19 protein-coding genes and 2 pseudogenes are annotated in these 26,564 nt (G+C 42.2%); 13 read left to right on the top strand and 8 right to left on the bottom strand.

The features are described from left to right. Positions 1 to 166 precede the first annotated feature (166 nt). Complete coding sequence (locus tag A3GK_RS10605) at positions 167 to 2,530, top strand: SNF2-related protein (RefSeq protein WP_244860733.1); 2,364 nt, start codon at positions 167 to 169, stop codon at positions 2,528 to 2,530. A gap of 535 nt (positions 2,531 to 3,065) precedes the next feature. Here the strand turns inward: A3GK_RS10605 and A3GK_RS0107030 are convergent. Together A3GK_RS0107030 and A3GK_RS10610 are read right to left on the bottom strand one after the other, a co-directional pair. After that, a complete protein-coding gene (locus A3GK_RS0107030) occupies positions 3,066 to 3,770 on the bottom strand; it encodes a TetR/AcrR family transcriptional regulator (RefSeq protein WP_018028761.1) in 705 nt (234 codons plus the stop codon). Then, positions 3,771 to 5,003, bottom strand: a pseudogene (locus A3GK_RS10610) (aminotransferase class I/II-fold pyridoxal phosphate-dependent enzyme). A 427-nt stretch (positions 5,004 to 5,430) separates the two neighbouring features. Here A3GK_RS10610 and A3GK_RS0107040 point away from each other — a divergent pair. The 8 genes from A3GK_RS0107040 to A3GK_RS0107075 all read left to right on the top strand — a co-directional run bounded on the left by A3GK_RS0107040 (position 5,431) and on the right by A3GK_RS0107075 (position 14,564). Continuing rightward, positions 5,431 to 6,483: a hypothetical protein gene (locus tag A3GK_RS0107040; protein ID WP_211205460.1), complete on the top strand. Its 1,053-nt coding sequence runs from the start codon at positions 5,431 to 5,433 to the stop codon at positions 6,481 to 6,483. 297 nt (positions 6,484 to 6,780) lie between these two features. Continuing rightward, on the top strand, positions 6,781 to 7,716 hold the full coding sequence (gene tnpA, locus A3GK_RS0107045; protein ID WP_004292844.1) for a transposon Tn4555 protein TnpA: 936 nt from the start codon (positions 6,781 to 6,783) through the stop codon (positions 7,714 to 7,716). Positions 7,717 to 7,857: 141 nt separating this feature from the next. Next, complete coding sequence (locus A3GK_RS0107050; RefSeq protein ID WP_004338318.1) at positions 7,858 to 8,976, top strand: tyrosine-type recombinase/integrase; 1,119 nt, start codon at positions 7,858 to 7,860, stop codon at positions 8,974 to 8,976. Between the two features lie 247 nt (positions 8,977 to 9,223). Next, complete coding sequence (gene tnpC, locus A3GK_RS0107055) at positions 9,224 to 10,081, top strand: transposon Tn4555 protein TnpC (protein WP_004339687.1); 858 nt, start codon at positions 9,224 to 9,226, stop codon at positions 10,079 to 10,081. Between the two features lie 199 nt (positions 10,082 to 10,280). Beyond that, positions 10,281 to 10,655 carry an excisionase family DNA-binding protein gene (locus A3GK_RS0107060; protein WP_004338328.1) on the top strand — a complete coding sequence of 125 codons (375 nt, stop codon included), beginning with the start codon at positions 10,281 to 10,283 and terminating at the stop codon, positions 10,653 to 10,655. 5 nt (positions 10,656 to 10,660) lie between these two features. Beyond that, the gene (locus tag A3GK_RS0107065) at positions 10,661 to 11,758 is read left to right on the top strand and encodes an AAA family ATPase (protein WP_004338330.1); all 1,098 of its coding nucleotides are present in this window, start codon (positions 10,661 to 10,663) and stop codon (positions 11,756 to 11,758) included. A gap of 3 nt (positions 11,759 to 11,761) precedes the next feature. Next, the gene (locus A3GK_RS0107070) at positions 11,762 to 12,877 is read left to right on the top strand and encodes a DUF6371 domain-containing protein (protein ID WP_004292742.1); all 1,116 of its coding nucleotides are present in this window, start codon (positions 11,762 to 11,764) and stop codon (positions 12,875 to 12,877) included. Between the two features lie 283 nt (positions 12,878 to 13,160). Further along, positions 13,161 to 14,564 (top strand): hypothetical protein, encoded by a 1,404-nt coding sequence (locus tag A3GK_RS0107075; protein ID WP_004339684.1) that lies wholly within the window; start codon positions 13,161 to 13,163, stop codon positions 14,562 to 14,564. A gap of 92 nt (positions 14,565 to 14,656) precedes the next feature. Here A3GK_RS0107075 and A3GK_RS0107080 read toward each other — a convergent pair whose 3' ends face one another. Next, positions 14,657 to 15,622: a CfxA family broad-spectrum class A beta-lactamase gene (locus A3GK_RS0107080; RefSeq protein WP_004339683.1), complete on the bottom strand. Its 966-nt coding sequence runs from the start codon at positions 15,620 to 15,622 to the stop codon at positions 14,657 to 14,659. A 109-nt stretch (positions 15,623 to 15,731) separates the two neighbouring features. Here A3GK_RS0107080 and A3GK_RS0107085 point away from each other — a divergent pair, with 109 nt between their 5' ends. From A3GK_RS0107085 to A3GK_RS0107105, 4 genes and pseudogenes are all read left to right on the top strand, one after another. Then, positions 15,732 to 16,706, top strand: coding sequence for an IS982 family transposase (locus A3GK_RS0107085; RefSeq protein ID WP_004339762.1), 975 nt, complete (start codon positions 15,732 to 15,734; stop codon positions 16,704 to 16,706). A gap of 1,163 nt (positions 16,707 to 17,869) precedes the next feature. Continuing rightward, the gene (locus tag A3GK_RS11285) at positions 17,870 to 18,262 is read left to right on the top strand and encodes a leucine-rich repeat domain-containing protein (protein ID WP_262497902.1); all 393 of its coding nucleotides are present in this window, start codon (positions 17,870 to 17,872) and stop codon (positions 18,260 to 18,262) included. Between the two features lie 92 nt (positions 18,263 to 18,354). Then, positions 18,355 to 18,851: pseudogene (locus tag A3GK_RS11775) on the top strand (DUF6734 family protein). 81 nt (positions 18,852 to 18,932) lie between these two features. After that, positions 18,933 to 21,128: an outer membrane beta-barrel family protein gene (locus A3GK_RS0107105; protein ID WP_018028768.1), complete on the top strand. Its 2,196-nt coding sequence runs from the start codon at positions 18,933 to 18,935 to the stop codon at positions 21,126 to 21,128. 148 nt (positions 21,129 to 21,276) lie between these two features. Here the strand turns inward: A3GK_RS0107105 and mobC are convergent, their stop codons facing one another. The 5 genes from mobC to A3GK_RS11290 form a co-directional block, all read right to left on the bottom strand. Beyond that, the gene (mobC, locus tag A3GK_RS0107110) at positions 21,277 to 23,280 is read right to left on the bottom strand and encodes a conjugal transfer protein MobC (RefSeq protein ID WP_018028769.1); all 2,004 of its coding nucleotides are present in this window, start codon (positions 23,278 to 23,280) and stop codon (positions 21,277 to 21,279) included. A 68-nt stretch (positions 23,281 to 23,348) separates the two neighbouring features. Beyond that, complete coding sequence (mobB, locus tag A3GK_RS0107115) at positions 23,349 to 24,629, bottom strand: conjugal transfer protein MobB (protein ID WP_018028770.1); 1,281 nt, start codon at positions 24,627 to 24,629, stop codon at positions 23,349 to 23,351. Next, the gene (locus tag A3GK_RS0107120) at positions 24,626 to 25,006 is read right to left on the bottom strand and encodes a plasmid mobilization protein (RefSeq protein WP_018028771.1); all 381 of its coding nucleotides are present in this window, start codon (positions 25,004 to 25,006) and stop codon (positions 24,626 to 24,628) included. Before A3GK_RS0107120 ends, mobB begins: the two co-directional genes overlap by 4 nt. Positions 25,007 to 25,359: 353 nt before the next feature. After that, the gene (locus tag A3GK_RS0107125) at positions 25,360 to 25,671 is read right to left on the bottom strand and encodes a helix-turn-helix domain-containing protein (protein ID WP_018028772.1); all 312 of its coding nucleotides are present in this window, start codon (positions 25,669 to 25,671) and stop codon (positions 25,360 to 25,362) included. Between the two features lie 3 nt (positions 25,672 to 25,674). Beyond that, positions 25,675 to 25,944: a helix-turn-helix domain-containing protein gene (locus A3GK_RS11290; protein WP_081605320.1), complete on the bottom strand. Its 270-nt coding sequence runs from the start codon at positions 25,942 to 25,944 to the stop codon at positions 25,675 to 25,677. Positions 25,945 to 26,564: the final 620 nt, after the last annotated feature.

The following is a 26,564-nucleotide window of genomic DNA, read 5'->3' on the forward strand; positions in this document are numbered from 1 at the left end:
AGGATAGGTGCCCAAGTTTTGGTACCTTTAGTCCTGTGAGGGGTTTCCTTCCGGGCTACGCCCTCCAGTCAACCCCTCACAGGACTAAAGGCTAGAAAGTCAACATAAAGCAGGATTAATAACAACGTAACATTAACCGAGTCAACCTTTTTCAGGAAACCACAAAGTGGGGTATCTCTCGAATCTGAAGCGACAGCCTACCTTTCATCCGATGGACTTGCCCTATGAGCGCCTAACCAAGCTCAAAGCGTACATCGAGATACGAGAAAGTTACCATCGGCTATACGACTACGAAGCGAACAATAGATGTGAGGATAGCGAGGAGCGTATAAAACTCAATCGGCTCTATGACGACTTCGTCAGTCGCTGGGGGTATCTCAATCAGAAGAGCAATACAGACCTCATCAAGATGGACGCAACTGGGGTCGAGATACTCTTCTTAGAGCGATCCGATAAGGGGGAATACATCAAGGCAGACATATTTGACCATCCTACCGCCTTTGCCACTACAGAGGTGACAGTAGCTGCCGACCCCACGGAAGCTCTCGTCTCTTCTCTGAATAAGTATGGCTCTGTGGAGCTAGACTATATGAGTTCGCTCCTCCCTGAGATGGAGGAGAGTGACATTATCTCAGCTCTAGAGGGACGTATCTACTACAATCCAGAAGTAGATGGTTACGAGGTGGCAGACAAGTTTATCTCAGGCAATGTAATAGAGAAGAGCGAGCAGATTGAGTCGTGGCTACTAGAGCATCCTGATCATGAAGAAGCACAGCAAAGCTTAGCGGCCCTGCGAGCTGCCACACCTACACCGATACCCTTTGCTGAGCTTGACTTCAACCTTGGGGAGCGGTGGATACCGGCTAAAGTCTATAGTGCTTTTGCCTCAGAATTCTTTGAGACAGAGATCACCGTCTCCTATCAGAGTACAATGGATGAATATGTTTTGCAATGTGATAGACGCAATGGCAACATTTGGCATAAGTATGCTGTGCAGGGAGAGTTCAGACGCTATGATGGACTTAATCTCTTAAAGCATGCACTACATAATACCATTCCCGATATCAATAAGAACAAAGAGGTACGAGATCTAGAGACAGGCGAGACGAAAACGATCAAAGTGCGTGATGGGCATGCGATACAGATGGCTAATGCTAAGATAGAGGAGATACGTCAAGGCTTTGTAGATTGGCTAGGCAGAACGCCAGAGAGCTTTAAGCAACAACTGTCCGAGAGATATAATAAGCTATTCAACTGCTTCGTGCGTCCCAACTTTGACGGTGCGCATCAATCCTTTCCCGATCTAAATCTGAAAGGACTAGGTATCTCTGACCTCTATAAGAGTCAGAAGGATGCCGTATGGATGCTCAAAACCAATGGCGGGGGTATTTGTGACCATGAGGTAGGGGCTGGTAAGACCCTCATCATGTGTACAGCAGCCTATGAGATGAAGCGCTTGGGCTTAGCAAACAAGCCGATGATTATCGGACTAAAGGCAAATGTCTTCGACATTGCCGACACTTTTAGAAAGGCTTATCCCAATGCTAGAGTGCTTTATCCAGGTAAGAATGACTTCAATAAGCAAAACCGCCAACGCATCTTTAACGACATCAAGAACAACGATTGGGATTGCATCATATTGACCCATGAGCAGTTTGGGATGATACCTCAAGCTCTAGAGATACAGGAGGCAATCTTGCAAAAGGAGAAAGACTCTATAGAGGAAAATCTAGAAGTCCTTCGTCAGCAGGGGGCAGACATTTCCCGAGCTATGCTCAAGGGCTTGGAGAAGCGAAAGCAGACCCTAGAAGCCAAACTACAAGGCATTCAAGATAGTATAGCAGAGCGTAAGGATGATGCTGTGGACTTCAAAATGATGGGCATCGATCACCTCTTTGTGGACGAGAGTCATCAGTTTAAGAACTTGATGTTCAACACCCGTCACGACCGAGTCTCTGGCCTAGGTAATTCAGAGGGCTCACAGCGTGCACTCAATATGCTTTTTGCCATACGTACCATTCAAGAGCGGTCGGGGAAAGACTTAGGAGCTACTTTTCTCAGTGGCACGACCATCAGCAACTCACTAACAGAGCTCTATCTGCTCTTCAAGTACCTACGTCCTCAAGCACTCGAAAAGCAAGGCATCAATAGCTTTGATGCTTGGGCTGCGGTCTTTGCGAAGAAGTCTACCGACTACGAGTTCTCCATCACCAATGACATCATACAGAAGGAACGCTTCAGGACCTTTATCAAAGTGCCAGAGCTGGCAGCCTTCTATGCGGAGATTTGTGACTATCGTACCGCTAAGGATATCGGCATTGACCGCCCAGAGAAGAACGAGATATTGCATAACATACCGCCCACACCCGAGCAGGAAGAGTTTATCAGCAAGTTGATGGAGTTCGCCAAGACAGGGGATGCAACTCTTTTGGGACGAGATGAGCTATCGGAAAAGGAGGAGAAAGCTAAGATGCTGATCGCAACGGACTATGCCCGCAAAAGATTCAAGAATTTTGTATCTTTCAGATAATCAACAAACTGAGAACGAATAAAGGATAAATGGGTTACGACTTGGAAACGAGCGAGTTTCTTTCCATTTCTTTATCCTGCAATGCCTCAAAGAACACATCAATTCGATAATGCAAAGATAATATATTCTGATGAAAACAGTGGGGTTTTATGGAAATAAATCGTAGATACACCTTAAATTAGTCACATCTAATTCTAATGGAAGTAATTTGTTCAAGTTTTAGTGCTGTTATTATGCTATCAAAAAGGCTCATAATTAATCATTTTGATGTGTAAAATGAGAAAAGAGTTCTGTCGGTGATGGTACAAAAGGTAAAGATACAAAAAGAGAATGCGTCAAAACTAAAATAGGGGCTGCCCGGTAATACTAATTGTAACTGTTAAATATAAAAGAGCCATATCAAACGCTGCATTCAAGTGCTGATATGGCTCCTTCCTCTTTTCATTGTCTTTAAGAGAGGTTTAGTTTTAGATTGTAAGACTGTGACAGTAATATCTTAGTTTTGACACATCTTCGATATTATGAAAAGTATTCATTAAATCAGGCACTCTTTTATAATCTCATCACTTATTCCTTTTTCCTTAAGACGTTTGGCAATCACTCTCTTATAATTGACCTGTTCGTGAAAATGGAAAATCATTTTACCAAATGTATCCAAGGCTTTTTCGATGCGTTGCTGCCCTTCAGCCGTATTCAAGTCAATGTCTGAGAATTTGGAACGCTCCCTGTGAAGGTTAAGGTAATAAATGCCACCGATTATCAGGGATGATATGGCGGATATATCAATACCAGTGTCCTTGAATTTCTCTTCATAGATATTGACAAGAGGTAAAGTGTGCATTTCTCTGAGCATGGCCGTACGGACTGTGGTCTCATTTCCTTCAGCAATCTCCCAGCGTAACAGTTCCAACATCACTGATTTATCTTGAAGTGCTTTCTGTACATCCTTAAAAATACTGATATAGCCCAATTCTGAATCTGTAGGAAATTGAACACCAGTGAGCACATCCTTAAACCAATAGTCATACCTCTTAACGAATTCATCATAAAATTTGCTAAGATTGTCATATCTGTTATAGAACACAAGCGGCTCTATTCTGGCTTTCTTGATAAGCTCTGTCACCAGCATTGATGCAAAGCCTTTTTTCTTAATCAGACTTTCTGCTGCCTTGATAATGTCTGCCTGTATATCGACGTTTGTCCTTCTGTATCTTTTGGGTTTATTTTCTTCTTCTGCCATCTAAAAAGGAATTGATTTTCTGATTTCCAAAAGAGCAGTCACTAATTGCTCTAACTGTTCTATCTCGTGAGAAGCCAATACACTAACTCTAAGCCGTGCTTCTTTGGTTCTTACCGCAGGATATGTGATACCGCTTACAAAGATACATCTTTTTTGTAATTCACGTGCTATTTCATATACTTTTCTATTGTCTCTTACCATAATAGGAAATATGGCTGATACCGAGCAGCCTATATCAAAGCCTTCCTCTGTTAGTCGTTTGCGCAGATAATTGACATTAGCCCACAACTTCTTGCGAATCTCTGGTTGTGTCTGTATGAGTTCCAGTGCCTTCAGTGAAGATGCTGCAACCTGTGGTGTCATTGCTGCGGAAAAGACATTACTGTCAGCATAATATCTCAGATACTGAATCAGTTTTTCTGACGCGGCAACGAAACCGCCGACACACCCGAAAGACTTACTGAAAGTACCTGTAATAATATCAACCTGCCCCAGACAATTATAATATTCGGCAGTTCCCCTGCCGCTTTCTCCCATAACTCCGATACCGTGGGCATCATCCATCATAAGGAGACAATTGTGCTTCTTGCAGACTGTAATGTATTCCGGGAGTTTTGACAAATCTCCATTTTGGGAATAGACCCCATCAATGATGACCAATCGAGTCTGATATTTTCCCGCTTCCCGTTCAAGGATCATGTCAAGATAGTCAATGTCGTTGTGTCCTATATGCTTTACATTGGTTCCAATTAAACCACTTGTGGCACTGGTATGGATATACGAATCTATGTAGGCTATGTCATTTTTTCCCAATATAGCACGAAGCAGACCCGCATTGGCGCCAAAGCCAGATGAAAATAGAATGGCATCTCCTTGTCCTACAAACTTTGCTATGCCTTGTTCCACCTGCTGATGGATGTTTAAATAGCCTCCTATGACTTGAGCGGCACTTGCCCCTGTACCGTATTTCAAGACGGCATTTATACCAGCCTCCTTGGTCTCAGTCCTTTGCGACATACCAAGGTAATCATTGGAAATGTATGCGGAAACCTCACCGTCATAGCCCTCGATTTGCATCTTGGCTCCAACTCCTGTTCTTGCCATGACCCAATAACTTTTGCAGCCGAACTGCTCCATTTGGTCAATGTAACTTTGGAAATTTTAGCTACGCTCGATAACATTCTCGTTTGGAGTAATCTCGAAATCCTTTAATGAAATAATATCTTTATTCATATAAACAATGTATATATAGTAAATAATGCCATAAATATAGCGAAAATACTAAGAAATTACAAATTTTGAAAAAAATAAAAACTGCTTTTGCTTGTTATAAACAATATAGATTTGTATATTTGTCCCATGATTGTAAAATTAGTATTATTTATTTGTTAGCTTTGAATTATGAAATATACTCTTGAAAGAAATATATTTGTGGGCAAAGAGTCGGTAAAGAAGCTCTGTTCTTGTATAACCCTTATGGGCATTGAATATATACGACTAAATACATGGTAAAGTAATCTATTGATATTTGATCTTTACCTTTCGAATAGTAAAGAATATAATTTTATTTGAAACGATTAAAATATTAACTTTTAAACAAAATCACATGAAACTACATTTTTTCAATTCACTAATGTGTGCAATCGCGCTATTGGTTACTATGACTATAGTATCGTGCCATGACGATGAATCGGAAATAGGTATATCTTGGTCGCAAGAATCAAGAAAAATGATTCATGATGGAATTAAAACTGACTATGGAAAGAAAAAGCTTTCTCTTGTTTTCTATACTGATGATCAAGTGGGAGTCTCTGCTTCATCTAAAGATGATTGGATAAAGCCTATTCTAACATTCTCTAATGGGAAAGGCGAACTGAACATTGAGGTCTTGGAGAACAAAGATGTTACTTCGAGAGTTGGACATATCCTCTTAAAAGTTCAGAGGAAGACCATTATAATTGGTATTACTCAAGATGGTTCATCCAAGATTATCTCGGATCAAAATTGCTATTATCAAGATTCAGAAGGAGGGGATTTCGAGATTCGTGTAAAGGCGAATGGAAAACTTTCTGCTAAGGTTTATCCTGCTGATTGTAAGTGGGCAAGAGTGGTTAAGACTATTCCAAGTGGTGCCAATGAATACGCAATAACGGTTGCCATTGATAAAAATGAGGGATTAGGTAGAGTCGCTTCTGTTGATTTTAAAATTGATGGGAAAACTGCAAATCAGGATTGTGGCCCATGTCTGGTTCAAGAGCCTGCCCCTTTTACTAACACAACGACCATAATATGTAAGAAACCGGGCTGTCTACAAGTGCTCATGGGAAATGACTTAACTAATCTTCGGCGTATCAGATCGCTTAAATTAATAGGTAATATTAATGGTCTTGATTTTATCTTGTTGAGAAATTTATTCATGGATACAAATGAAAGCCTATACCAATATCCTGTAGATATAGACCTCTCAGAATGTAATATAGTTGCAGGTAATCAAAATCCATATGAGTATTTCGGTTGGCGCTCATCTAAAATATTTGAAGATGTTTTTATGTACAGTGAGATACCATCGGGAGTTTTCAGCAATGCTACTAATTTGAAGAGCATTATTCTCCCTAAAAATCTGAAAATAGTTGGTTATTCTGCTTTTGTCATTTGTATTTATAACCATAGAACAACCAAAACTAATCAGAAATATCCGAGTGTAAATCTTTAATTACCAGCATATTCTAAAATTTAACACTTTTCGGTTGCCATTTGTCGCTTCCCAAATTTCCACATATTTTTGAGACGTATTTCTGACGTGGAGAATTTGCGGGGCTTGTTTTTTGTCACACCGTGCAGACAGTTGACAAGGGTTTACAACCGTTTACGACAAGCGACAATAACCGCCCCGATATGCGGAAACAGTCACACTGTGTAGAAAAGCGACAATGGTTGACTTCCGTTCACATCCGTTTACCATTTCAGAGATATAGGATTGAAGAAATGAACCATTAAACGATAAAACGGTATGAAAGCAACCAGAAAATGCAGTTTTTGCGGCAAGTCCTTTGTAACCCGAAGCGGTATGCAAAGATATTGCAGTGAGGCTTGTCAGGCAGAAGCCAAACGAGCCAGAGTGATGCAGAAGAACAACCTCTTCAAAGTCGCCCAACCCTTGATGGAGATACAGCATCAGGAGTATCTCACCTTTTCCAAAGCAGCCATCCTCATGGGCTGTTCCCGACAGTACATTTACAAACTTGTAGCCATCGGCAAGCTGAAAGCCTCACGCATCAGCAACCGCATGGCATTCATCCGCAGAGCCGACATCGAGCAGATGTTGGAGGGCAATCCCTATCACCGCATCCTGCCCGGCAACACCTCCACACCAAGGAAATCATCTTCATCTTCCTTACCTGCCAAAAGAGAAAAAAGGGAAAAGGAAAGCGAAGAAGTATTGGACTTCTATTCGGGCGAGGAGGTGATGTCCCTTTTTAAGGTAAAGCAGTCATGGCTTTACACTTCCGCCAAGCGTAACCATATCCCCATCTGCCGTATCGCAGGAAAGAACTATTACAGCAAGAAGCATATTGACGAGTTTTTCGGTGTGGCAGTTGATATTAGCGAAATTACCGACTGGCTACTGACCGAGGAGGTGGAGGAACTGTTCGGCATGAAGCCGACCGCACTCCGTGCCTACACCTATCGCCATAAGATACCCACTAAAAGAGAGTACGGGCGTACCTATTACTCCAAATCACATTTGAACGAACTCCGCAGAACTGACCTTGTGAACGATGAACGCTACTATACCGTTGAGCAGGTGCAGCAAATCTATGGTCTTTCGTCAGCCAACATCTGCCATATCGTCAAGGTGAAGCACATCGAAAAGATAAAGGTGGGTGTGAAAAACCTGCTTTTGCGCTCAGATGTGGAGCGTGTCATGGCTGAAAGGAACAAATAACCGTGAAAAATCGGGATTATCGAAAATTATTTCAAAATGATGTATCGTGGAGGTATTCACGGATATTTCACGTTGTTCCTTTGCCATCGGAAACATGGATACAACTCCAAAATGTATACAACCAATTAAAACATAATTATTATGAGTAAATGCAAAACAGTTACCTTGCGTAAGCGCAAGATTAAGAACGGGACACAGTATTCACTATGCCTTGACTACTATCCCGGCTACCGTGACAATGTCACCATGAGAGTGATTACACGTGAAGCCTTAGGAATTTACATCTTCGCCAAACCTGCAAACCAGCAGGAACGGGACTTCAACGCACGCATGATGAAGAAAGCGGTCATCCTGCGCAACCAGCGCTACGAAGCCATTTTCAATGAAAACAACGGCTTTTTTGACAAGACCAAGATGAAGGGCGATTTCCTTGCCTATTTCAAAGGACTGGCTGACCGCAAGAATATCAAGTGGCAGCACGTATACAAGCATTTCCAGCGGTTCGTGAACGGCAAATGCACCTTTGAGGAGGTGGATGTGGATTTGTGCCGCAAGTTCATGGAATACCTGCTTGATGCACCCCAATCCATCCACACCAACCAAAAGCTGCACATCAACTCCGCAGCAGGCTATTGGTCAACTTTCCGTGCCGTGCTGCACACCGCCTACCGTGACAGGAAGATAAAGGAGAACCCAAACGGCTTCTTAGACCGCATCGAGTGCATTCCCACCATCAGGGAGCATTTGAGCCAAGAGGAACTGATACGGCTTGCCGAAACACCCTGTGAGGAGGAGGTCTTGAAAAAAGCTTTTCTTTTCGCCTGTCTTACGGGACTGAGAAAGAGCGACATCAGACAGCTCACGTGGCAGCAGATACAACCATACACCAACGGCAGGATGTTCGTTACCACCCGTATGCAGAAAACCAAAGAAATAGTGCATAACCCCATCAGTGATGAAGCCTATGGACTGCTGGGAGAACGGGGCGAGGGACTTATCTTTGAGGATTTCAAGGACAAGATGCTGCAAGGACCACTCCAACGGTGGCTCACGGCAGCAGGGATAACCAAGAAAATCACCTTTCACTGTACCCGCCACAGCTTCGGAAGCCTGCACGTGGAAATGGGAACGGACATGGCTGTCATCCAAGCCTATCTCGGACATAAGAACATTACCACCACACAAATCTATTCCAAGATAGCAGCGCAGCAGATGTGTCAGGTGGTGGACAAGATAACCTTGAAGCGCAAGGAGGCATAAATGTCTCACATTGACAGGTATTCAGAGGGGCGGTTATGGCTACAAGGCTATAATCGCCCCTCTATGTTTTTGGCTTGATGCCACCATTTATAAGCCCCTCAGAGTATGAAACAGAGTATGATATGATGACATTTCGTGAAATACATTGAAAAAGACCGTTCTAACCGCAAATAACGGGCAGTAATTGGGAAAAATAGCATTAACTTTGCACAAAATAATACAGGAACATTCAATCTCTCAACGAAATATGGAATCATCAATCAAGGACAAATACATCATCTTGGGCTTTGTCGGCTTCGCCATCGTCCTAATATCTTCCATTGCCACGCTGGTAATAGCGGACAGCTTCAACCAAGACAACTTTGTCAGGTGGATAGTATTCGTATGCTGTAACCTGTTGGGATGGTTGCTCTATCTCTCCTTTCAGACACTTATCTTTGATACATACGAAATCTACAAAATCAAGTTCGGCAAGAAAGAAACGATTGCCGAAGCCATAGAGGTGCAGGAAGAACTGTCACAAAATACACTTGAAGAAGCCACATCTGTGCCTGGACCTACATCAGTCCCTGAGCCTGTACCCGAATCATCCCCGACAAAAGAAGAGACACTTATCCAAACACAACCGATAGAGCTTACTATCGCCCCGGATCTTCACGAAAAGAACCGTGCCAATTACGCAAGCAGAGAGCAACGGGAAAAGGAAGAGCGCATCCGCATGGTCATGGAGTATTGCCATTATTACCTGCCTCGCATTGCCGACCAAGAAACCGTGAACCACATCTGTACTGAGGTGGACAAATGGATGAATCTTAACACTTATACCCCGAAGCCCATACAAAGACCGTTTACCAAAGACATCAACAACATTCCACTCCGTCACTTCGTATGGAATATCTCTGAGCGTTTCCTGTACAAGAGATACTACAATGGGGATAACCGTGCCAAGTTCATCAAAGCCCTTTTCCCGAAATCGTTTGCTGATACAGACTTATCAACCATCAAGAATTTCAAGGTAGAGCCGTTAAAGACGGAAATTCCCATTGATGAACCCGAAAACGGCAAACTTGATTTCCACTATCCCGAGGATTATGTGCGGAATTAGGATAATCACGACACCAACGACAACCATCCGGTAACTCATAACCGCCTGTTTTACATCGTTTCCCGAGTAATTTTACCCGTCATTTATGGCTGGGCTTAATTATTCGGGAATTATTTTGCAATGACGTGTCGTGGAGATATTCACGGATATATCATTTCAGTCCTTTGCGCCAAGTCTTACAAAAGAGACGAGTACGCGAATGGAAAAATCAATTCTTACCTTCAACGACCTCCCCGAGGTTGTCGCTCAGCTTCGAGACGAAGTGATGAGCCTGAAAAGCCTGCTCGCCGAGCAGCGCAGTGTGAACAATGCCAAAACGGTGGACACCCACGTGCCCATGTCTGTGGACGAGGCAGCAGAGTATTTAGGTATCCCTAAGGGTACGCTCTACATGAAACTGTCAGAAGGGACAATCCCTGCCACCAAGCCCGGCAAACGCTATTGCCTTTACCGTGACGAACTGGACAAGTGGCTGGAAACCGCCCGAAAGAATCCCATACCGTTGTCAGACGAGGAACTGAACAAGTCCTTATCCTCTTCCCACCGTCGCAAGCCCAACCCACGTAACTGGTGAATGATATGGAAGAGGATAAGAACTATATCAACCTGATACGTGGCGACCTCACAAAAGCATCCCAAGCGCATAACGGTATGCCCGACAGTGTAGGCATGATGAATATCAAGACGGCAAACCAAACCATTCTTGAAGCATCGTTATTGCCTACGCCCCGTGCGCTGTGGGACAGCTTTTGGTACGAGGGGGAACTCTCCTGCTTGTTTGCCGATTCCAACGTGGGCAAGTCCATCCTTGCCGTGCAGATAGCCGACCGCATCGCCCGAACCGACAATGTGCTGTATCTGGACTTTGAACTGTCCGAAAAGCAGTTCCAGCTCCGCTATACCAACGAGCATGGAGAGCTCTACACCTTTCCCGACAAAATCTATCGGGTGTCTATTGACTGCAACCAGCTTTTGGATGCCAACTTTGAGGAAGCTATCATAGGCGGCATTGAACAGATGGCTGTGCAGACCGACTGCAAGATTTTCATCATTGACAATCTTACCTACCTGTGTTGCGCCATGGAGAAAGGCGATGCCGCAGGACGGCTGATGATTCAGCTGAACAATCTCAAAAAGAGATATGCGCTCTCTATCCTTGTCCTGGCACATACGCCCAAACGCTCTTTGGATTGTCCCATCACATCCAACGACCTTGCCGGAAGCAAACGGCTCTACAATTTCTTTGACAGCGTGTTCACCATTGGAAAAAGTGCCCAAGACGGAGGGCTTCGCTATGTGAAGCAGCTTAAAGTGCGCTATGGCACGTTCTCTCATGATGCGGATAATGTAATCGTTTACGAGATTGACAAGGTGGATGCTTTCTTGCAGTTCGTGTTCAGGGGCTATTCCACGGAAAAGGAACACTTGAAAAAATTGGGCGACAATGAATCAAGCCAAAGGGATTGCCAAATTCTGCAACTCTCCCAATCGGGCAAGTCCGTCAGGGAGATAGCCTCACAGGTGAATTGTGGCAAGTCCACCGTAAACCGTATCATCCAGCGCAGCAAAGAGAGTAAAAACGCAGGTGTCCCAAGTGTCCCACTGTCCCAACCCTTAGAGTGTGGGACAATGGGACAGGATGGGACAGCCGACAATCAACCATCAAAAACGGACTAAGCTATGGGCAATTATTCATTACAGAAGTATAAAGGAACGGCAACACGGCATACCTGCCCCAAATGCGGAGACAGGCATTCTTTCGTCTATTACGTGGACGAAAATAATGTGCCGTTGCATCCATCGGTCGGCAGATGTAACCACGAAAGCGGTTGTGGGTATCACTACACTCCGAAAGAGTATTTTCAAGAGCATCCTGAACACAGAACTACCAATGATTTCTCTTTTGACAGGCAAAGAGCAGAGCAGAAGAAAGTGAAGCAGCAAAGTAAGCCGACAGCCATCGGCTATATTCCCCCTCACTATGTGGAGAAGTCGCAAAGCGAGCGTAGCAATTTCTTCCGTTTCCTCTTCACACTCCTTACTTCCTACTATGGCGACAAGGCGAAAGAGGTGTTGAAGCGGTTGTTGGAGGAATACCGTTTGGGGGCTACCCGTGACGGCTCTGTTATCTTTTGGCAGATAGACAGGACGGGCAAGGTACGCACGGGAAAGGTGATGCAGTACAATCCCGAAGACGGACACCGTATCAAGGGAGGACAGACATCGGCAGTGAACTGGATACACAGCATATTGAAAAAGCAGCGTGTGTTGGCAGAGGATTGGCAACTATCCCAATGCCTTTTCGGGGAACACTTGTTGAAAACGCATCCCGACAAGGTGGTGGTCTTGGTGGAATCCGAGAAGAGTGCCGTTATCGGTTCTGCTATCTTCCCCGATTATGTATGGCTGGCTACGGGTGGTAAGAGTCAGATGAGAGAAGAGAAACTCCGTGTACTGTCAGGGCGAACCGTGCTTCTCTTTCCCGATGCCGATGCTTATGCCGAGTGGAAACAGCGAGCCGAGAGCATGTACTTTTGTAAGGTGGTGGTTTCGGACATCATCGAAAGGAATGCCACCCCGAAACAAAAAGAAGCCCATATCGACATAGCCGATTGGATTATCTTTCAGATACGGGAGGGCAAGGTGATGAGTACAGCCAACCACTTGGTCGAGGCTGAGAGAATCCTCCAGCGGATGATAGAGAAGAATCCCGTCCTGCAAAAACTGATAGACGATTTAGACCTTGTGCTGGTCGGTGCATCTCCAATCGGCAACGATGATGAAAAACCTCCCTGACGGAGGAGAGCGGAAGCCGTAGGCTGGAGTTTGCAGACAATGGCTTGCCATTGATATAGCCCACTATAACTACACGCTCCGCTTACGTAGTTGTGGGCTCTCCCGAGGGGATTAGGGTTTTACCCTAATGACCCACTCAGGGCGTTTCTCCCCTGAGAACCCAGAGCAAAGAGTGACCCTCTCTTTGCAATCTCCGCTTATGGGTTGCACCCCTAAGAACCCCATGCGTTTACGGACAGCGGAAAAGCAAACAATAAAGTACAAACCCAAAAAACAAGTATCTATGGCAACAAAATCAAGCATACATATCAAGCCCTGCAATATCGCATCGAGTGAGGCTCACAACAGGAGGACTGCCGAATACATGCGCCACATCGGAGAGTCCAGAACCTATGTGGTTCCAGAACTCTCCACCGATAATGAGCAGTGGATAAATCCCGACTTCGGCAGTCCGGATTTGCGGATGCATTATGACAATATCAGACAGATGGTAAAGGAAAAGACCGGACGTGCCATGCAGGAAAAGGAGCGTGAACGCAAAGGCAAGAACGGTAAAATAGTCAAGATTGCGGGATGCTCCCCCATACGTGAAGGAGTGCTGCTTGTCAGGTCGGACACCACACTGGCAGACGTGCGTAAATTCGGTGAGGAGTGTCAAAGACGCTGGGGAATCACACCGCTGCAAATCTTCCTGCACAAGGATGAAGGGCATTGGCTGAACGGTCAGCCGGAAGCGGAAGACAGGGAAAGCTTCAAAGTCGGGGACAGATGGTTCAAGCCGAACTATCATGCCCATATCGTTTTCGACTGGATGAACCACGAAACAGGAAAGAGCCGAAAGCTCAATGACGATGACATGATGCAGATGCAGACCCTTGCATCCGACATCCTGCTGATGGAACGCGGGCAGTCAAAGGCTGTCACTGGTAAGGAGCATCTGGAACGGAACGACTTTATCATTGAGAAGCAGAAAGCTGAACTGCAACGCATGGATGCAGCCAAACGGCACAAAGAAGAACAGATAAATCTTGCCGAGCAGGAACTGAAACAGGTGAAATCAGAAATACGCACTGACAAGTTAAAGAAGACAGCCACCACGGCAGCGACAGCCATAACTAGTGGAGTTGCTTCTCTTTTCGGGAGTGGAAAACTGAAAGAACTGGAACGTGCCAACGAAAAACTGCAAGACGAGGTTTCAAAACGGAACACCAATATTGAAAAATTGCAGAGCCAAGTACAGCAGATGCAGAAACAGCATGATACGCAAATCCACAATCTCAGAGAAATGCACAGGCAGGAACTTGACATGAAAGAAAAAGAACTGTCACGGCTCGCCAGAATCATAGACAAGGCTTTCAGGTGGTTTCCGATGTTCAGGGAAATGCTGCGCATGGAAAAGTTTTGTGCCATGCTGGGATTCTCTAAAGAAATGACTGAAAGTCTTATAGTCAAAAAAGAAGCCCTGAAATGTAGCGGTAAAATCTATTCCGAGCAACACAGGCGGAACTTTGATATAAAGGATGATATTTTAAGGGTGGAAAATGACCCTGACGATGAAAGCAGGCTGAACCTGACAATAAACAGGAAGCCGATTGCCGACTGGTTCAGGGAGCAATGGCACAGGCTTAGATATGGAGCAAGAGTGCCGCAACAGGAAGAAAGAAAAAGTAGAGGATTCAAATTATAATAGAAGCAATTTGATTAGTAATCTAAAAGCACTCCGATAACGATTAGAGTGCTTTTAGATTGTTTATCATTAATTATCAAAGCAAGTGCAGTTTAAGATTTTACTGAAGTTTGCATTAATAAAGAATATACTACAGCTGATATATGCGCAACATATTGTGACGCTTGTGATTCATTTCCCTTGAAATCCTTAACAAATACCGCTAAGGTATAACTGATATTATTAGGCAGACATATATAGGCAACATCATTGTGAGCTGCAAGAACACCATTTTCATTAACATAACCTGAACCTGTCTTATGCGCTATAACAACCCCTTCTTTATCAAGAAGTGGAGCTGCTATCCTATCTACACCTGTTTTGCATTCTTTTAACGTATTCTTAATGAAACTTTGTTTCTCATCATCGATAAGACCTTCAGTAAACAAACGATTCATCAACATTGCAGCACCAAGAGGAGATGTATAGTTAGAGTAAGCCTTGTTATGGTCAGCCGACATTTCCTCTTCCGTATAAGCTATCTGAAAACTTGAACGAGGAATGAGTGTGGCTATAAAACTATCTGTTTGAGCGACATTAACCATATCCTTAAACATAAGGTTGCTTGCATTGTTGTCACTCTGAGTAAGAGTATAACGCAGCAAATCTCTCACTGTCAATGATATGACTGGCCCTGAATAATCTTTCAGCATAGGACTCCAAGTCTTTGGGTCAAGTTTATCCCTATTTATATTTACTAAGGTATCAAGTGAAATTCCTTTATTGTCAAAGTCATTACAAAGAGCTAATGCCTGATGAACCTTAAACACACTCATCATAGGATAAACACTCTTATTATTGACCTTAACCGTATCTCTGTTATTAACAATAACCGCCACACCAATTTCGCCAGGACAAGCTGAGACAATTTGAGAAATGCTATCAGTCAAAACATTTGTTAAAGGAGGATTTGCGCTATCTTTTGTCGCTGATTTATGGAACAATGAAAATACCAAGATGAAAATGCAAACTAAAGCTATACTCAAAACTACGATTTGTTTTTTTCTGTTTTTTTCCATGTTTATATTATTTATATTTGTTTGACGAGAATATCTTTATTTGCCGACAAAGGTACATAACTTTACGGAAAAAACCCGTTGGCGGAATTAAAATAATAGATAAATTTATATGAAAGAAAAGTTGTACATACAAGAATTTATTTGTAACTTAGTGTTGCTCAATACATTAAGTTATAAAATCAGTATGCACAACTTATATACAAATTTCGTAAAAATCCTTGATATATGCAAGCTATTCTCAAAAGATTTAGTAAATGAGCAAGGTAATATTCCACGCCCAGGCGTCGTTCCGAGATTTAGCGACCTTGAAATAGTATCGCTTTCCATAGTAAGCGAGGCAATGGGCATTGATAGCGAATGCCTGTTGTTTGCTAAGTTGAAAGAGTATGTAAAGGAAATGCCGAACCTTATCTCACGCCGCCAATACAATGACCGTAGGAAACTAACCAGCAATCTGTGTGATACCATAAGAAAACGTATGGCACTGGAAATAGATGGTACAGAGGACTACTTCTGTATTGACTCCAAGCCAATCGAGGTGTGCAGACTATCCCGCTCCAAGCGTTGTAAGATGGGCAAAGATGAATACAGAACAGCCCCTGCATATGGTTACTGTGCATCGCAAGGCGCATACTACTATGGTTATAAGTTGCACGCTGTCTGTGGATTAAGTGGCGTGATACATTCTTTTGACCTAACAAAGGCTAATGTCCACGATATTCGTTATTTACAAGACGTAAAATATGAATATCATGACTGTTGCATTTTTGGAGATAGAGGCTACATCAGTGCAACGGCGCAACTGGACTTATTTGAAACCGCAAATATCAGATTGGAAGTTCCTTATCGGCACAATCAAAAGAATTGGAAACCTACTTTTATTCCTTTTGCGAAGGCGAGAAAAAGGATTGAAACAGACTTCTCGCAGATGTGCGACCAATTTATGATTTGCCGCAACTATGCAAAGGAAACAGTAGGATTGTTTACAAGAATTATCGGTAAAATCAGTGCCTTTACGGCAATGCAATATTTAAATCACATTAATAATAGACCCATTGGAAGAGTCAAGTATGCACTGGCTTAATTCCGCCAACGGGTGGAAAAATATGTTTCTAAAATATATAAATCAGGGCAACCGCATCAAAATGTCAATAACCTGATAATCAATACTTGTCGATTTTGTATTAATAGGGATAAGTGGGGTGGATACAAGGATGAGAAGTTTCAACAATTTACAATATCCCCCCTTAAAAATGCATAATTTTGTATTTTTCTGAATAATAGCCTGTTGTCAAAAATCATGTTTCTTAAAAAATATTACCCGCAAGGGAAATTTGAATTATATGGGGCAAAAAATCAATTTTTATGGGGTAGTAGTTTCGATTTGGACCAATGGTTTTTTTAGGAAAATGGACAATAAGGGAGAGGAGGAGGTTGAAAACTACGTTTGTTTCCTAAGCTAACGTTATTTTGATGCGGTTGCCCTGTATATAAATAGACAGCTGTGGGGAAAATGTGGGGAAAAATTAGATAATTAAAAAGGCTAAATGACTGAAAATAATCACTTAGCCTTTTAATCCGTACCCAGACCCGTACTTCGTAATTGCTGCGCCCATCATTCAAGACTGTCAAATCGGGTCTTTCCTGTCAAGCCAATGATGCCTATGCGTATGCCAAACACATGGATTACGGATTTCTCGTTCCGTGAACAAACACTTTATCCGCAACTCTGCTATGTGGTGTAATGGCTTAACTCCATTTCTATGGGCAACACTTTTGTTGCAGATTTCAAGCAGCTTTTATCGAAATACCCATCAGTAAGAACTCGTTTATTAGGCTTTCCTCATAATTGGGAACAAGAGCCTTTGTGGAGATAAAATAATTGCCCTGTTTCTTAAAAAGCACTGGGGCAAACCAGCTCCGTCTTTAATTGTTTCCAATAAATGGATTGTTTCAAGCCCCTATAGAAAGAGAACAAAAATTCCTGTGTGAAAATTAATCTACGACAAGGAGCAAGCAAGGAGCAATATCAAACAAAAATCAATACCTTTGCAGTACATATGAGATAGACCAAAACAAAAGTGGAATATCGGAAACGAATAGCAAGGAAAAGAGAAGAAACGACCCAAGTTGATGTCCTTTTTGAGTTAATAATCAATAAAAGCGTTAAATCTTCACCTTTTAGAATGTGCAATTAAAAATAACAACCATATTTCTGACTTATTATCTATAAAATATTGAGTAATAATCGGTTGTAAATACGCTGGGTGTAAAAGCCTTAAGACAATAGATATCCCTGCTGATGTGGAGGAAATTAATAGTAAAGCATTTTATGGATGTATTAGACTGCAAGAAATCAAGCTTACATCCAACGTAAGCCTTATCTCCATTGGAAATCAAGCTTTCACGACAAAATCTACATTGAATGAACTAACAATTCCAGCTACAGTTGTTAATATGGGAGTTGAAGCCTTCTTAGGTTGTTCTGTTTCAAAACTTCACCTTAAATGGTTAGAACCTCTTGAGGTTCGCATAGTTCCCAAAATAGAAGGGTGTACTCTTTACGTGCCTAAAGGTACAGTAGAATTATATCATAACACGCGCAATTGGTCTAAATTTCAAAAAATTATTGAGGAATAAATCGCAAAGTAAGGGTTTGCACTTGTTTCGATTGGGGCAAGTTTGCTTTAAATAAGCTTTGTTGAAGAATAAAATAATCGAACATTAGTAATATGAAAATAATTCAATCCTTTTGGGAAGGACATAATAAAGATATAGAAAATCCTTATGGGTGGGCTAACTATAGATTTCATTGGCTTGGTTGGATGTTGAGTTCACTCCAGCTGAGAAGTCACTATGAAAAAGTGGAGCTCTATACTGATAAAATTGGTTATGATTTGTTAGTTAAAAAACTACGTTTGCCCTATACGGAGTTCATGTTGTTCTTGACGAATTGAACACGATGCCTAATGGGCTATGGGCTATGGCTAAAATAGAGTCATATGGATTGCAAACAGAACCGTTTTTACATATTGACGGGGATGTTTTTATCTTCGATTATTTGCCACAAGAACTCCTGACATGTGGAATAATTACACAAAATAAGGAATACGCAACAGAATATTATATGGATCGTTGGAAAAAGATTTCTCCTATCCTTCAATATATACCACAACTTATGAATAATTTCCATAAAGGTATTTTCAAGTCAAGAAATAACTTTCTATAAAACAGGAACAAATATTATTAAACAATTACTTTGTTCAAAAGTAATTGCTATAGAACCATAAGTAGTAAATCCAAGTAAAAGATGGCAGAAAAGACAAAACTAATAATAGGTATAATTCTTTTTAATATGGTGATTTGTTATGCAAATGCTCAAACGGACAGTCTTGCGACCAAGATAGACTCATTGGAGAAAGTCTATAATTTAGAGGGGGTCACTGTCACCGCGCATAAGAGGATTTTCACCCAAAAGCCCGACCGTTTGATCTTCAATGTTGAAAACTCTATTGTGAGCAGTGGCGGTAACGCTTTGGCCGCACTGAAGATTACTCCCGGAATAAAAGTGCAAAATGAACAGATAACAATGATCGGCAAAAACGAAATGACAGTCATGGTAGATGAACGTCCTGTGAAGTTAAGTGGTGAAAGCCTTATAAATTTTCTAAGAGGAATTTCTTCAACAACAATTAAAAGCATAGAGGTTATTAGCACGCCTCCGGCAAAATATAAAGCACAGGGTAACAGCGGATTGGTTAATATTATATTGAAAAAGGCTAAAGTCGGTACTTGGTCGCTGATATTGAGAAATACCTATCAGCAGGCTACTTATGGGGATAATAAGAGCGGAGCAGACTTTAATTTGAGGAAGAAGAAGCTCTCCATATCCTCCAATATCTCGACAGCTTCTGGGAAAGACAGATATGCCATGGACCGATTTACTTATTACCCTGTTGAGACTTGGCATCTGTCAGCGCCATTAAAGCGGAGTTATAACTTCATGAATGTGAACTTTGGTGTTGACTATGATGCGAGCCGAACATTGACTATTGGCATGAATTATTTGGGGCATAAAACGAATAATCCCTTTAGGCAATACAAGTTTAATACCGAAATTATGGATGCAAATAACAATATGTCATCCTACATGGAGACTTTCAATGATAAAATACATAAGGGGTATACCCATGTCCTTAATGTTCATGGTATAGTCAGATTGGATTCGCTTGGAAAAAAGATAAAGATAGATTTAGATTATTTGAGGAACACCAATAAGGACTCCACGAGCGATTATGGGGCAAGCTATTTTCCTGATAGGGAGCAGATTGCAGGCAGTTATTATGCGAATATCAGCAGAAACAAGAGCGAAGTGTCCAACTATGCGGCAAAAGTGGATGTGGAATTGCCATTACGGTGGATAAATTTGAACTTTGGCGGGCAGTTGGATTTTACGACCAATAGCAATGACTACACGTTCTATGACAATCTTTCCGGTAGCCAGATCGTTGACAATAGCCAAAGCAACTATTTTAAATATAAGGAAAATATAGCAGCTTTATACTTGTCTGCCAGTAAAAGCTTAAGTAAAAGGCTTAGCATGCAATTTGGCATAAGGGTTGAGCAAACTTATACTGAAGGCCGGTCTCTTACCATTGATCAAGCCAATAAACATCATTATCTCAATGCTTTTCCCTCTGCTTATGTTTTGTATAAGTTGTCAGACATCAAATCTCTTTCCTTGAGTTACAGCAGAAGGATAAACAGACCGTATTTCTATGATATGAATCCATTTAAGACTTATACCAGTCAATACGACTACAGCGTAGGAAATACGTCTCTGAAACCTTCTTATTCCGACAACCTGGATTTAATGCTTTCTTCGGGTATATTTGTCCATAAAGTATGGTATAGCCATGTATCTGACGACTATGCGATATACCCGACAATCGACCCGACCACAAAGATTATCAAGCGTTCCCCGAGCAATTTCATAAATTACTATAGCGTGGGGATGTCCGAATCCTATACATTCAACAAGTGGTGGTGGTGGAACTCTTATAATAATGTTACATTTTACTATATCCACAAGAGGGCAATTCTTTCGGAAGCTCCTCCAATGATAGATAGGATAAGCGGTAATTTCATGACCCAGAATGATTTTCTCTTAAATAAAAAGAAAACTTGGATACTGAATTTTGGATTTTACTATGAACTCCCTTACATTAGTTCCTATAGTAAGGTGGCCTCCAATTATTATTTTTATATGGGAGTGAGAACGAATCTTTTGGAAAACAGGCTGTCTCTCTCACTTAATGTGAATGACATCTTCAAAACTTACCGCATGTGCGAAACCATGACTTCAAACGATGTCAGGTACAAATATGATAACCGTTCAGACACTAGATATTTGCAGTTCTCAGTGAGCTATAAAATAGGTAACAGCTCGATAAGAGGCAGAAGGCATGCAACTGCAAATGAGAACATTAGGCGTCGAATAAAATAAAGACTGAAAAGATTCTATGTCTATAAAAACTATGAATCAAATTTATTAATTAACATTTTAATCATGGAAATTTTAAGTAAATTAACCAAGTTGACACTTGAAAATGGTGTTCTTGACGGTGGGTTTGTATGATGGGAAGTTGCATGGTTTACTCTTTTATCAGATGTGTAAGATATGGATTATTCTTTATCCGTTCAATTTCAGAATCTACTAGAGATAGTATTTCCTGTTTTACCTTACAATAGTTGGCTTCGATAGTCTCCTTTAGATTGTCGGAGCTATCTTCTTTTGTAAAGTCTGCTATCACAGGAACGGGATGATAGGCTTTCATCTCAGCAGATACCTTGGCACTGTCCACCACTATCTCTGCATGAAAGATCTTCTGGTCGATGCGTTCATCGAAGTTGTCAGATACTGCCCCAACGAACATACCTTGGGTGAGGTTGGAAATCTTACTTGCAGGGATAAGACTATCCATCTGTGTTGAAATGGAAGTGGATTTGTCGTTGCGGTTGATGGTCATGGACTGCCGTTGCTGAAGCACCTTGCCAAAACGTTCTGAAAGTGTCTTGGCAGTTTCCCCCACCAATTGACCACTGAACACATTACCCACGGTGTTCTGTATTACCTTGCTTTCCTTATCCCCATAGTCACGAGTGAGTTGTGAGAAATCCTGAAAGCCCAAACAAACCGCCACCTTATTGCTTCGAGCGGTAGCGATTAGGTTATCCAACCCACGGAAATAAATCGTCGGCAACTCATCGATAATCACTGAGGACTTGAGTTGCTTCTTCTTGTTGATGAGCTTCACTATACGACTGTTATACAAACCGAGTGCCGCCGAATAGATATTCTGGCGGTCGGGATTGTTCCCCACAACAAGCACTTTCGGCTCATTGGGATTGTTGATGTCGAGCGAGAAGTCGTCACCCGTCATTACCCAATAAAGGGCTGGTGAAATCATACGGGATAGTGGTATTTTGGCACTGGCTATCTGTCCCTGTAACTGGTCTTGTGCGCCTCCTTCCCAAGCATCCATAAAAGGAGAAAGATAGTTGGCAAGTTCATCGTAGGAAGTGAGTATCGGAAATATCTGTGCATAAGGACGATTAAGGAACTCTATGGCGTGTGGGAAGGTACAATACTTACCGTCCTCATAGATTTTGAGAAACCAGATAATTGCAGCCAGCAAGATAATCGGTGATTCTACGAAAAAATCTCCTTGCTTCTGTATCCAAGAGCGGTTCAAATTGAGCATAATGGTGTAGGCACTTTCGTATGCGTCCGATATGTCTGTCATAAAGGCAGGATTGATGGGATTGCACCGATGAGACTTTCTTGGATCATCGAAATTTATCACGAAGAACTGCGGTTTTACCTTGTAGGCATCCAAGTGATGAAGCAGGTGATTATAAGCAATCTCAGAAAGGTCTGGGAACTTATAGTCGTAGATATACATGGCAAAGCCTTTCTCAATCTGCTGCTTGATGTAGTTGTTCGCGATAGCGTAGGACTTACCCGAACCCGGTGTTCCGAGTACCATTGAGGCACGGAAGGGATTGACTACGTTAATCCAACCCTTGTTCCACCTTTTCTTATAATAGAAGCGTGTAGGAAGATTGACGGAGTATTCATTTTGCATCAACCTTGTTTCTTGCATAAAACTCTCGTTCTCTGTGTTAAACACGTCGTCCATCAGGTTGTTTTTGAGCAGTCGGCTCATCCATACACCACCCATTAAGAGACAGATATAGCCAATGGAGAGCGTGAAGATATAGAGCGAAGCCGCTCCAATTTTTCCTATGGGCAATGCCAACAGCCACCAGTTGAGAAAGAAAAAGACAAAACCGGAGAAAAGCACTGTCCAAATTTTTGGCCAAGTGATTTTCTCCTCTTTCACGCCCTTTGTCCCAAGGCAGGACAAGGCAAGGAAAACCACACAAAAGAGTTTTGTCCAAAGGATGGATGAAAACAATCCCGTAGTTCGCTGAAAGTTCATCAGTATCTTGTTGATGATACCGAGCGTGAAATGCCACTGTTGAAATGCCTCGTAACAGAACCAATAACAGTTAACGAGGAGGAATATCACCGATATACCCCGCATAAAGTCCATGACTTTACCTAATGCCCTTAAATCATCTTCTTGTGCCATAATCGTATTGTTTTTGGGAAGCCTCCCCCAACCTCTCCAAAGGAGGGGAGATAGAAATGCTCGTTTATTTAATGTTTTCTTCGTCTAAGATTTACCTTACTTTGTTTACGGAGCTTTCGCTGCCATGCCGCTTCCTTCCAGTCATCGTTGCCTGTAGGTGTGAACGAACCATCCACCATATCCTCGATGAGTTCATCAACAAGGTTGTCGCCGTCTTCTGTATTTGGGTGCAAAGATTCATTTGTAGATGTCTGCTCCAAGTATTCTGAAGGATGGCCATACAACGCTTCATCCAAGAATGGATTGTGTGTTGGATTGGATAGATACGCATTGAATACATTAGCAGCATATCCCTTGCCTAATCGAGAACCATTGAGCGCAATTCCCTCTTTATCGTCAATAAAGGTAATGCCATAGATACGACTGCTTTCGTTCTTTCGGATAACCACCCGCAAGCCCTGTTCCTCCAATCGTTGTAGCAGATTTTCCTCTGTCTTTGGAGAGGTACGCATTGTTTGTAACACCCTGTACCTTATGATTGATATCAATGGCTTGATAGCTTGTTTCGACCTCTGCATCCTGTTCTGTACGGCAGTATAGCCCACACCACGACCAATGTCCGAGGCATGGATGGGTGTACTTATTTTGTTGCCTTTATCATTGGTCGAGACATAGACAAGCCCATCGTATTTCCTTCCCCGAAATTCAGTCTTCACTTCTTCTACGGCAAGATTATATTTGCTCAAAATGGCATTCAGTTCGCCCAAAGAACAGAAACGATAATGTTTCAGAATCGTGCGGACAACACTTGCGACCTGCTCTTTGATATTTCCTTTTGTGGTATCCACCTTGGGCGTTTCTGTTACGGCTTTCTCGCTAACCTTTGAACTTGGATTGAGACCAAACCTCTTTTCCAAGGCATCGGTAATCTTCTTGCTCCGCCGCTTCTCAAACTTATCGTTCATCTTTCTTCCTTTGCTGTCCACCCGAAGCGACACGATGTGTATATGCTCACGAGCAATGTCGCTGTGCTTGAACACGATATAGGGCTGCTTGCCATAGCCAAGTGCTTCCATATACTCTTTGGCAATCTGCGTGAGAGTTTCATTGGATAGTTTCTCGTCTGGGTGAGGATTGAGGGAGCAATGGAACACCATCTTTTTTGTCCGGCATTTCTCAGGGATAAGTGCTTGCATATCGACAAACACCTCTGCCATCGTATATGTTCCCTCTTTGTTTTGATACAAGTTTTGGGCAAAAAGAATGCTTGCTTCCTCTTTCTCTACCTTTTTGAAGTTATAGCCGAGTGCTCCTCCAAGGTTCTCCGTTGCAGAAATCTTGGCAATCATCTTTTGCGGTAGTCAATGGTTAAACGGATAGCCTGTTCTTGCAAAGCTACGATTTGAGCCGACAGTTTCTCCAACTTTTCAAGCAGAATCTGTGCGGTCTTGACCGAATGATAGCTGTTAATGGCACGCACGGTCTGGTTATAGAGTACGCCAATTTTATGGATTTGTGCTGTCAGTTCGGAGAGCTTTCGATAGTATTCCACTGCGGATTTATCCACCGTTATCACCTTAAAATGCTCTCCAAGAATGCGAGCGCGTACGAAATCTGACTTGGTTTCTGCGCCCGAACGCTGAAACAAATCAATCGCCCTTTGCTGATCTTTTGGGTTGGGAAGACGGGTGTCCCATCTGTCCCATCGTTCAATCTTGTCATTCATTATCTTTTCTTTTTGTAATTACGACTTTGGAGTAATTTAATTCCCCTGTGGGGCAAGGGTCTTTGTCGGCAAAAACGGAGTTTGTCGGACAAAGACACACCTTGCCAGTATAAAGAAAGAGATAGTTTGTTATGTTCCATAAAGTAACCTTTCTGGGGTGCTTCTAATAGACGAGAGTTCAAAGTTCAAGAAGTAAGTCAAGAGATAAGTTTAGACTAATTTCTTGACTTACTGACTTAATGAACTGACATATTTTTGACTAAAGTTAATTTTGACTTAGGTCAAAACTAATATCTTGACCAAAGTCATAACTGACCATTCGACTTAAGTCGCAACTGATTTCTTAACTTAACTCATAACTTACCTGTTTGCGGTATTGGATTATAATGCCTTTCAAGCATTGTTTGTATGTCGCTCTGTTTGTAAAGTATCTTCCCTCCGATTTTGTAGAAAGGAAGTATTCCTGCATTTCTGTACTCTTGGAGCGTACGTGTGCTGAGCCGTAATTGGCTGCAAACCTCCTCGCCAGTGAGGTAAACCTCTCCGCCCAGCATCGGACGGGCGGTAGCGCAATATCGCTCCAATTTCTTCAATATTCCTTCCATCAGTTGTGAAAACAACTGCATCTGAGGGTCTTGCTGTGTAATGATTTCGTTCTCTTCCATAGTTTATTCATTTTTTGAGTTCAGTATCTCCAAGATGTCACTCTCCTTGTAATAGCACTTGTGTCCAATCATTGAGAAAGGGATTTTTCCCGTATCTCTGTATGATTGCAGGGTACGTTTGCTGATGCCGAGCCTGCGGCATACGGCTTCATTGTCGAGCCATTCGTCCGTTTCGGGCGGATTGCCGATAAGCTGTTCAATACTGTGGATAAAGTCTGCAAATTCGGAGCAGTGCCGCTCCCACGTTTTGCGGTCGATGATAATGAGTTTCATTGCCTTGATTTTGTTTTGATTACTTTATTGTTACTCGGCAAACAAACTGTTATGCAGTCCATTGCCGTACTTATCAAGTGCAAAAGTAAACCCTCGGAAGCACCGCTGCAAGAAATGAGGATAAGCAGGGAAATAGAGAGAAAACAAGAGAAAAGACCAAAGGAGATCCATCTGTGTTATTGCGGTAATGAGATGAGGTGCCGGCTCTTTCCTTTTATCACATAGCAATTATTCTCTCGATAGTTCGACAAATCGATATGTAGAACTATCGATAGATAGTTTTATCGATAGATTATTTTATCGATAGATTATTTTATCGATAGATTATTTTGACGATATATAGTTTTGACAACAGATAGTCATGACAACAGATAGTCATGACAACAGATAGTCATGACAACAGATAGTCATGACAACAGATAGTCATGACAATAAATTGTACAAACAACAGATAGTCCGTATTATCGTCATTCCTATCTATTGTTGGCTGTTACGCCTTGCGTCCAAAGAGCCTGAGTATGCCGTATTCTTGTCGTGCCTATACTCTCTTACGGCAGCCCTGCCCTGCAAGGTTGGGAGAGATGAATACGACCGCACGGATATTGGGAATTGCCATACAG

This window comes from Porphyromonas somerae DSM 23386 (genome assembly GCF_000372405.1).
GTDB lineage: Bacteria > Bacteroidota > Bacteroidia > Bacteroidales > Porphyromonadaceae > Porphyromonas_A > Porphyromonas_A somerae.

Excerpts from the sequence above, each read along its gene's own strand:
- A3GK_RS0107125 (WP_018028772.1), bottom strand. The coding sequence starts at position 25,671 with ATGGAAGAGAACGAAATCATTACACAGCAAGACCCTCAGATGCAGTTG.
- A3GK_RS0107080 (WP_004339683.1), bottom strand. The coding sequence starts at position 15,622 with ATGGAAAAAAACAGAAAAAAACAAATCGTAGTTTTGAGTATAGCTTTA.
- tnpC (WP_004339687.1), top strand. The coding sequence starts at position 9,224 with ATGGAATCATCAATCAAGGACAAATACATCATCTTGGGCTTTGTCGGC.
- A3GK_RS0107075 (WP_004339684.1), top strand. The coding sequence starts at position 13,161 with ATGGCAACAAAATCAAGCATACATATCAAGCCCTGCAATATCGCATCG.
- A3GK_RS11290 (WP_081605320.1), bottom strand. The coding sequence starts at position 25,944 with ATGAAACTCATTATCATCGACCGCAAAACGTGGGAGCGGCACTGCTCC.
- mobB (WP_018028770.1), bottom strand. The coding sequence starts at position 24,629 with ATGATTGCCAAGATTTCTGCAACGGAGAACCTTGGAGGAGCACTCGGC.
- A3GK_RS0107050 (WP_004338318.1), top strand. The coding sequence starts at position 7,858 with ATGAGTAAATGCAAAACAGTTACCTTGCGTAAGCGCAAGATTAAGAAC.
- A3GK_RS0107065 (WP_004338330.1), top strand. The coding sequence starts at position 10,661 with ATGGAAGAGGATAAGAACTATATCAACCTGATACGTGGCGACCTCACA.
- mobC (WP_018028769.1), bottom strand. The coding sequence starts at position 23,280 with ATGGCACAAGAAGATGATTTAAGGGCATTAGGTAAAGTCATGGACTTT.
- A3GK_RS0107030 (WP_018028761.1), bottom strand. The coding sequence starts at position 3,770 with ATGGCAGAAGAAGAAAATAAACCCAAAAGATACAGAAGGACAAACGTC.
- A3GK_RS0107060 (WP_004338328.1), top strand. The coding sequence starts at position 10,281 with ATGGAAAAATCAATTCTTACCTTCAACGACCTCCCCGAGGTTGTCGCT.
- A3GK_RS0107040 (WP_211205460.1), top strand. The coding sequence starts at position 5,431 with ATGACTATAGTATCGTGCCATGACGATGAATCGGAAATAGGTATATCT.
- A3GK_RS0107120 (WP_018028771.1), bottom strand. The coding sequence starts at position 25,006 with ATGAATGACAAGATTGAACGATGGGACAGATGGGACACCCGTCTTCCC.
- A3GK_RS0107085 (WP_004339762.1), top strand. The coding sequence starts at position 15,732 with ATGAAAGAAAAGTTGTACATACAAGAATTTATTTGTAACTTAGTGTTG.
- A3GK_RS0107105 (WP_018028768.1), top strand. The coding sequence starts at position 18,933 with ATGGCAGAAAAGACAAAACTAATAATAGGTATAATTCTTTTTAATATG.
- A3GK_RS0107070 (WP_004292742.1), top strand. The coding sequence starts at position 11,762 with ATGGGCAATTATTCATTACAGAAGTATAAAGGAACGGCAACACGGCAT.
- tnpA (WP_004292844.1), top strand. The coding sequence starts at position 6,781 with ATGAAAGCAACCAGAAAATGCAGTTTTTGCGGCAAGTCCTTTGTAACC.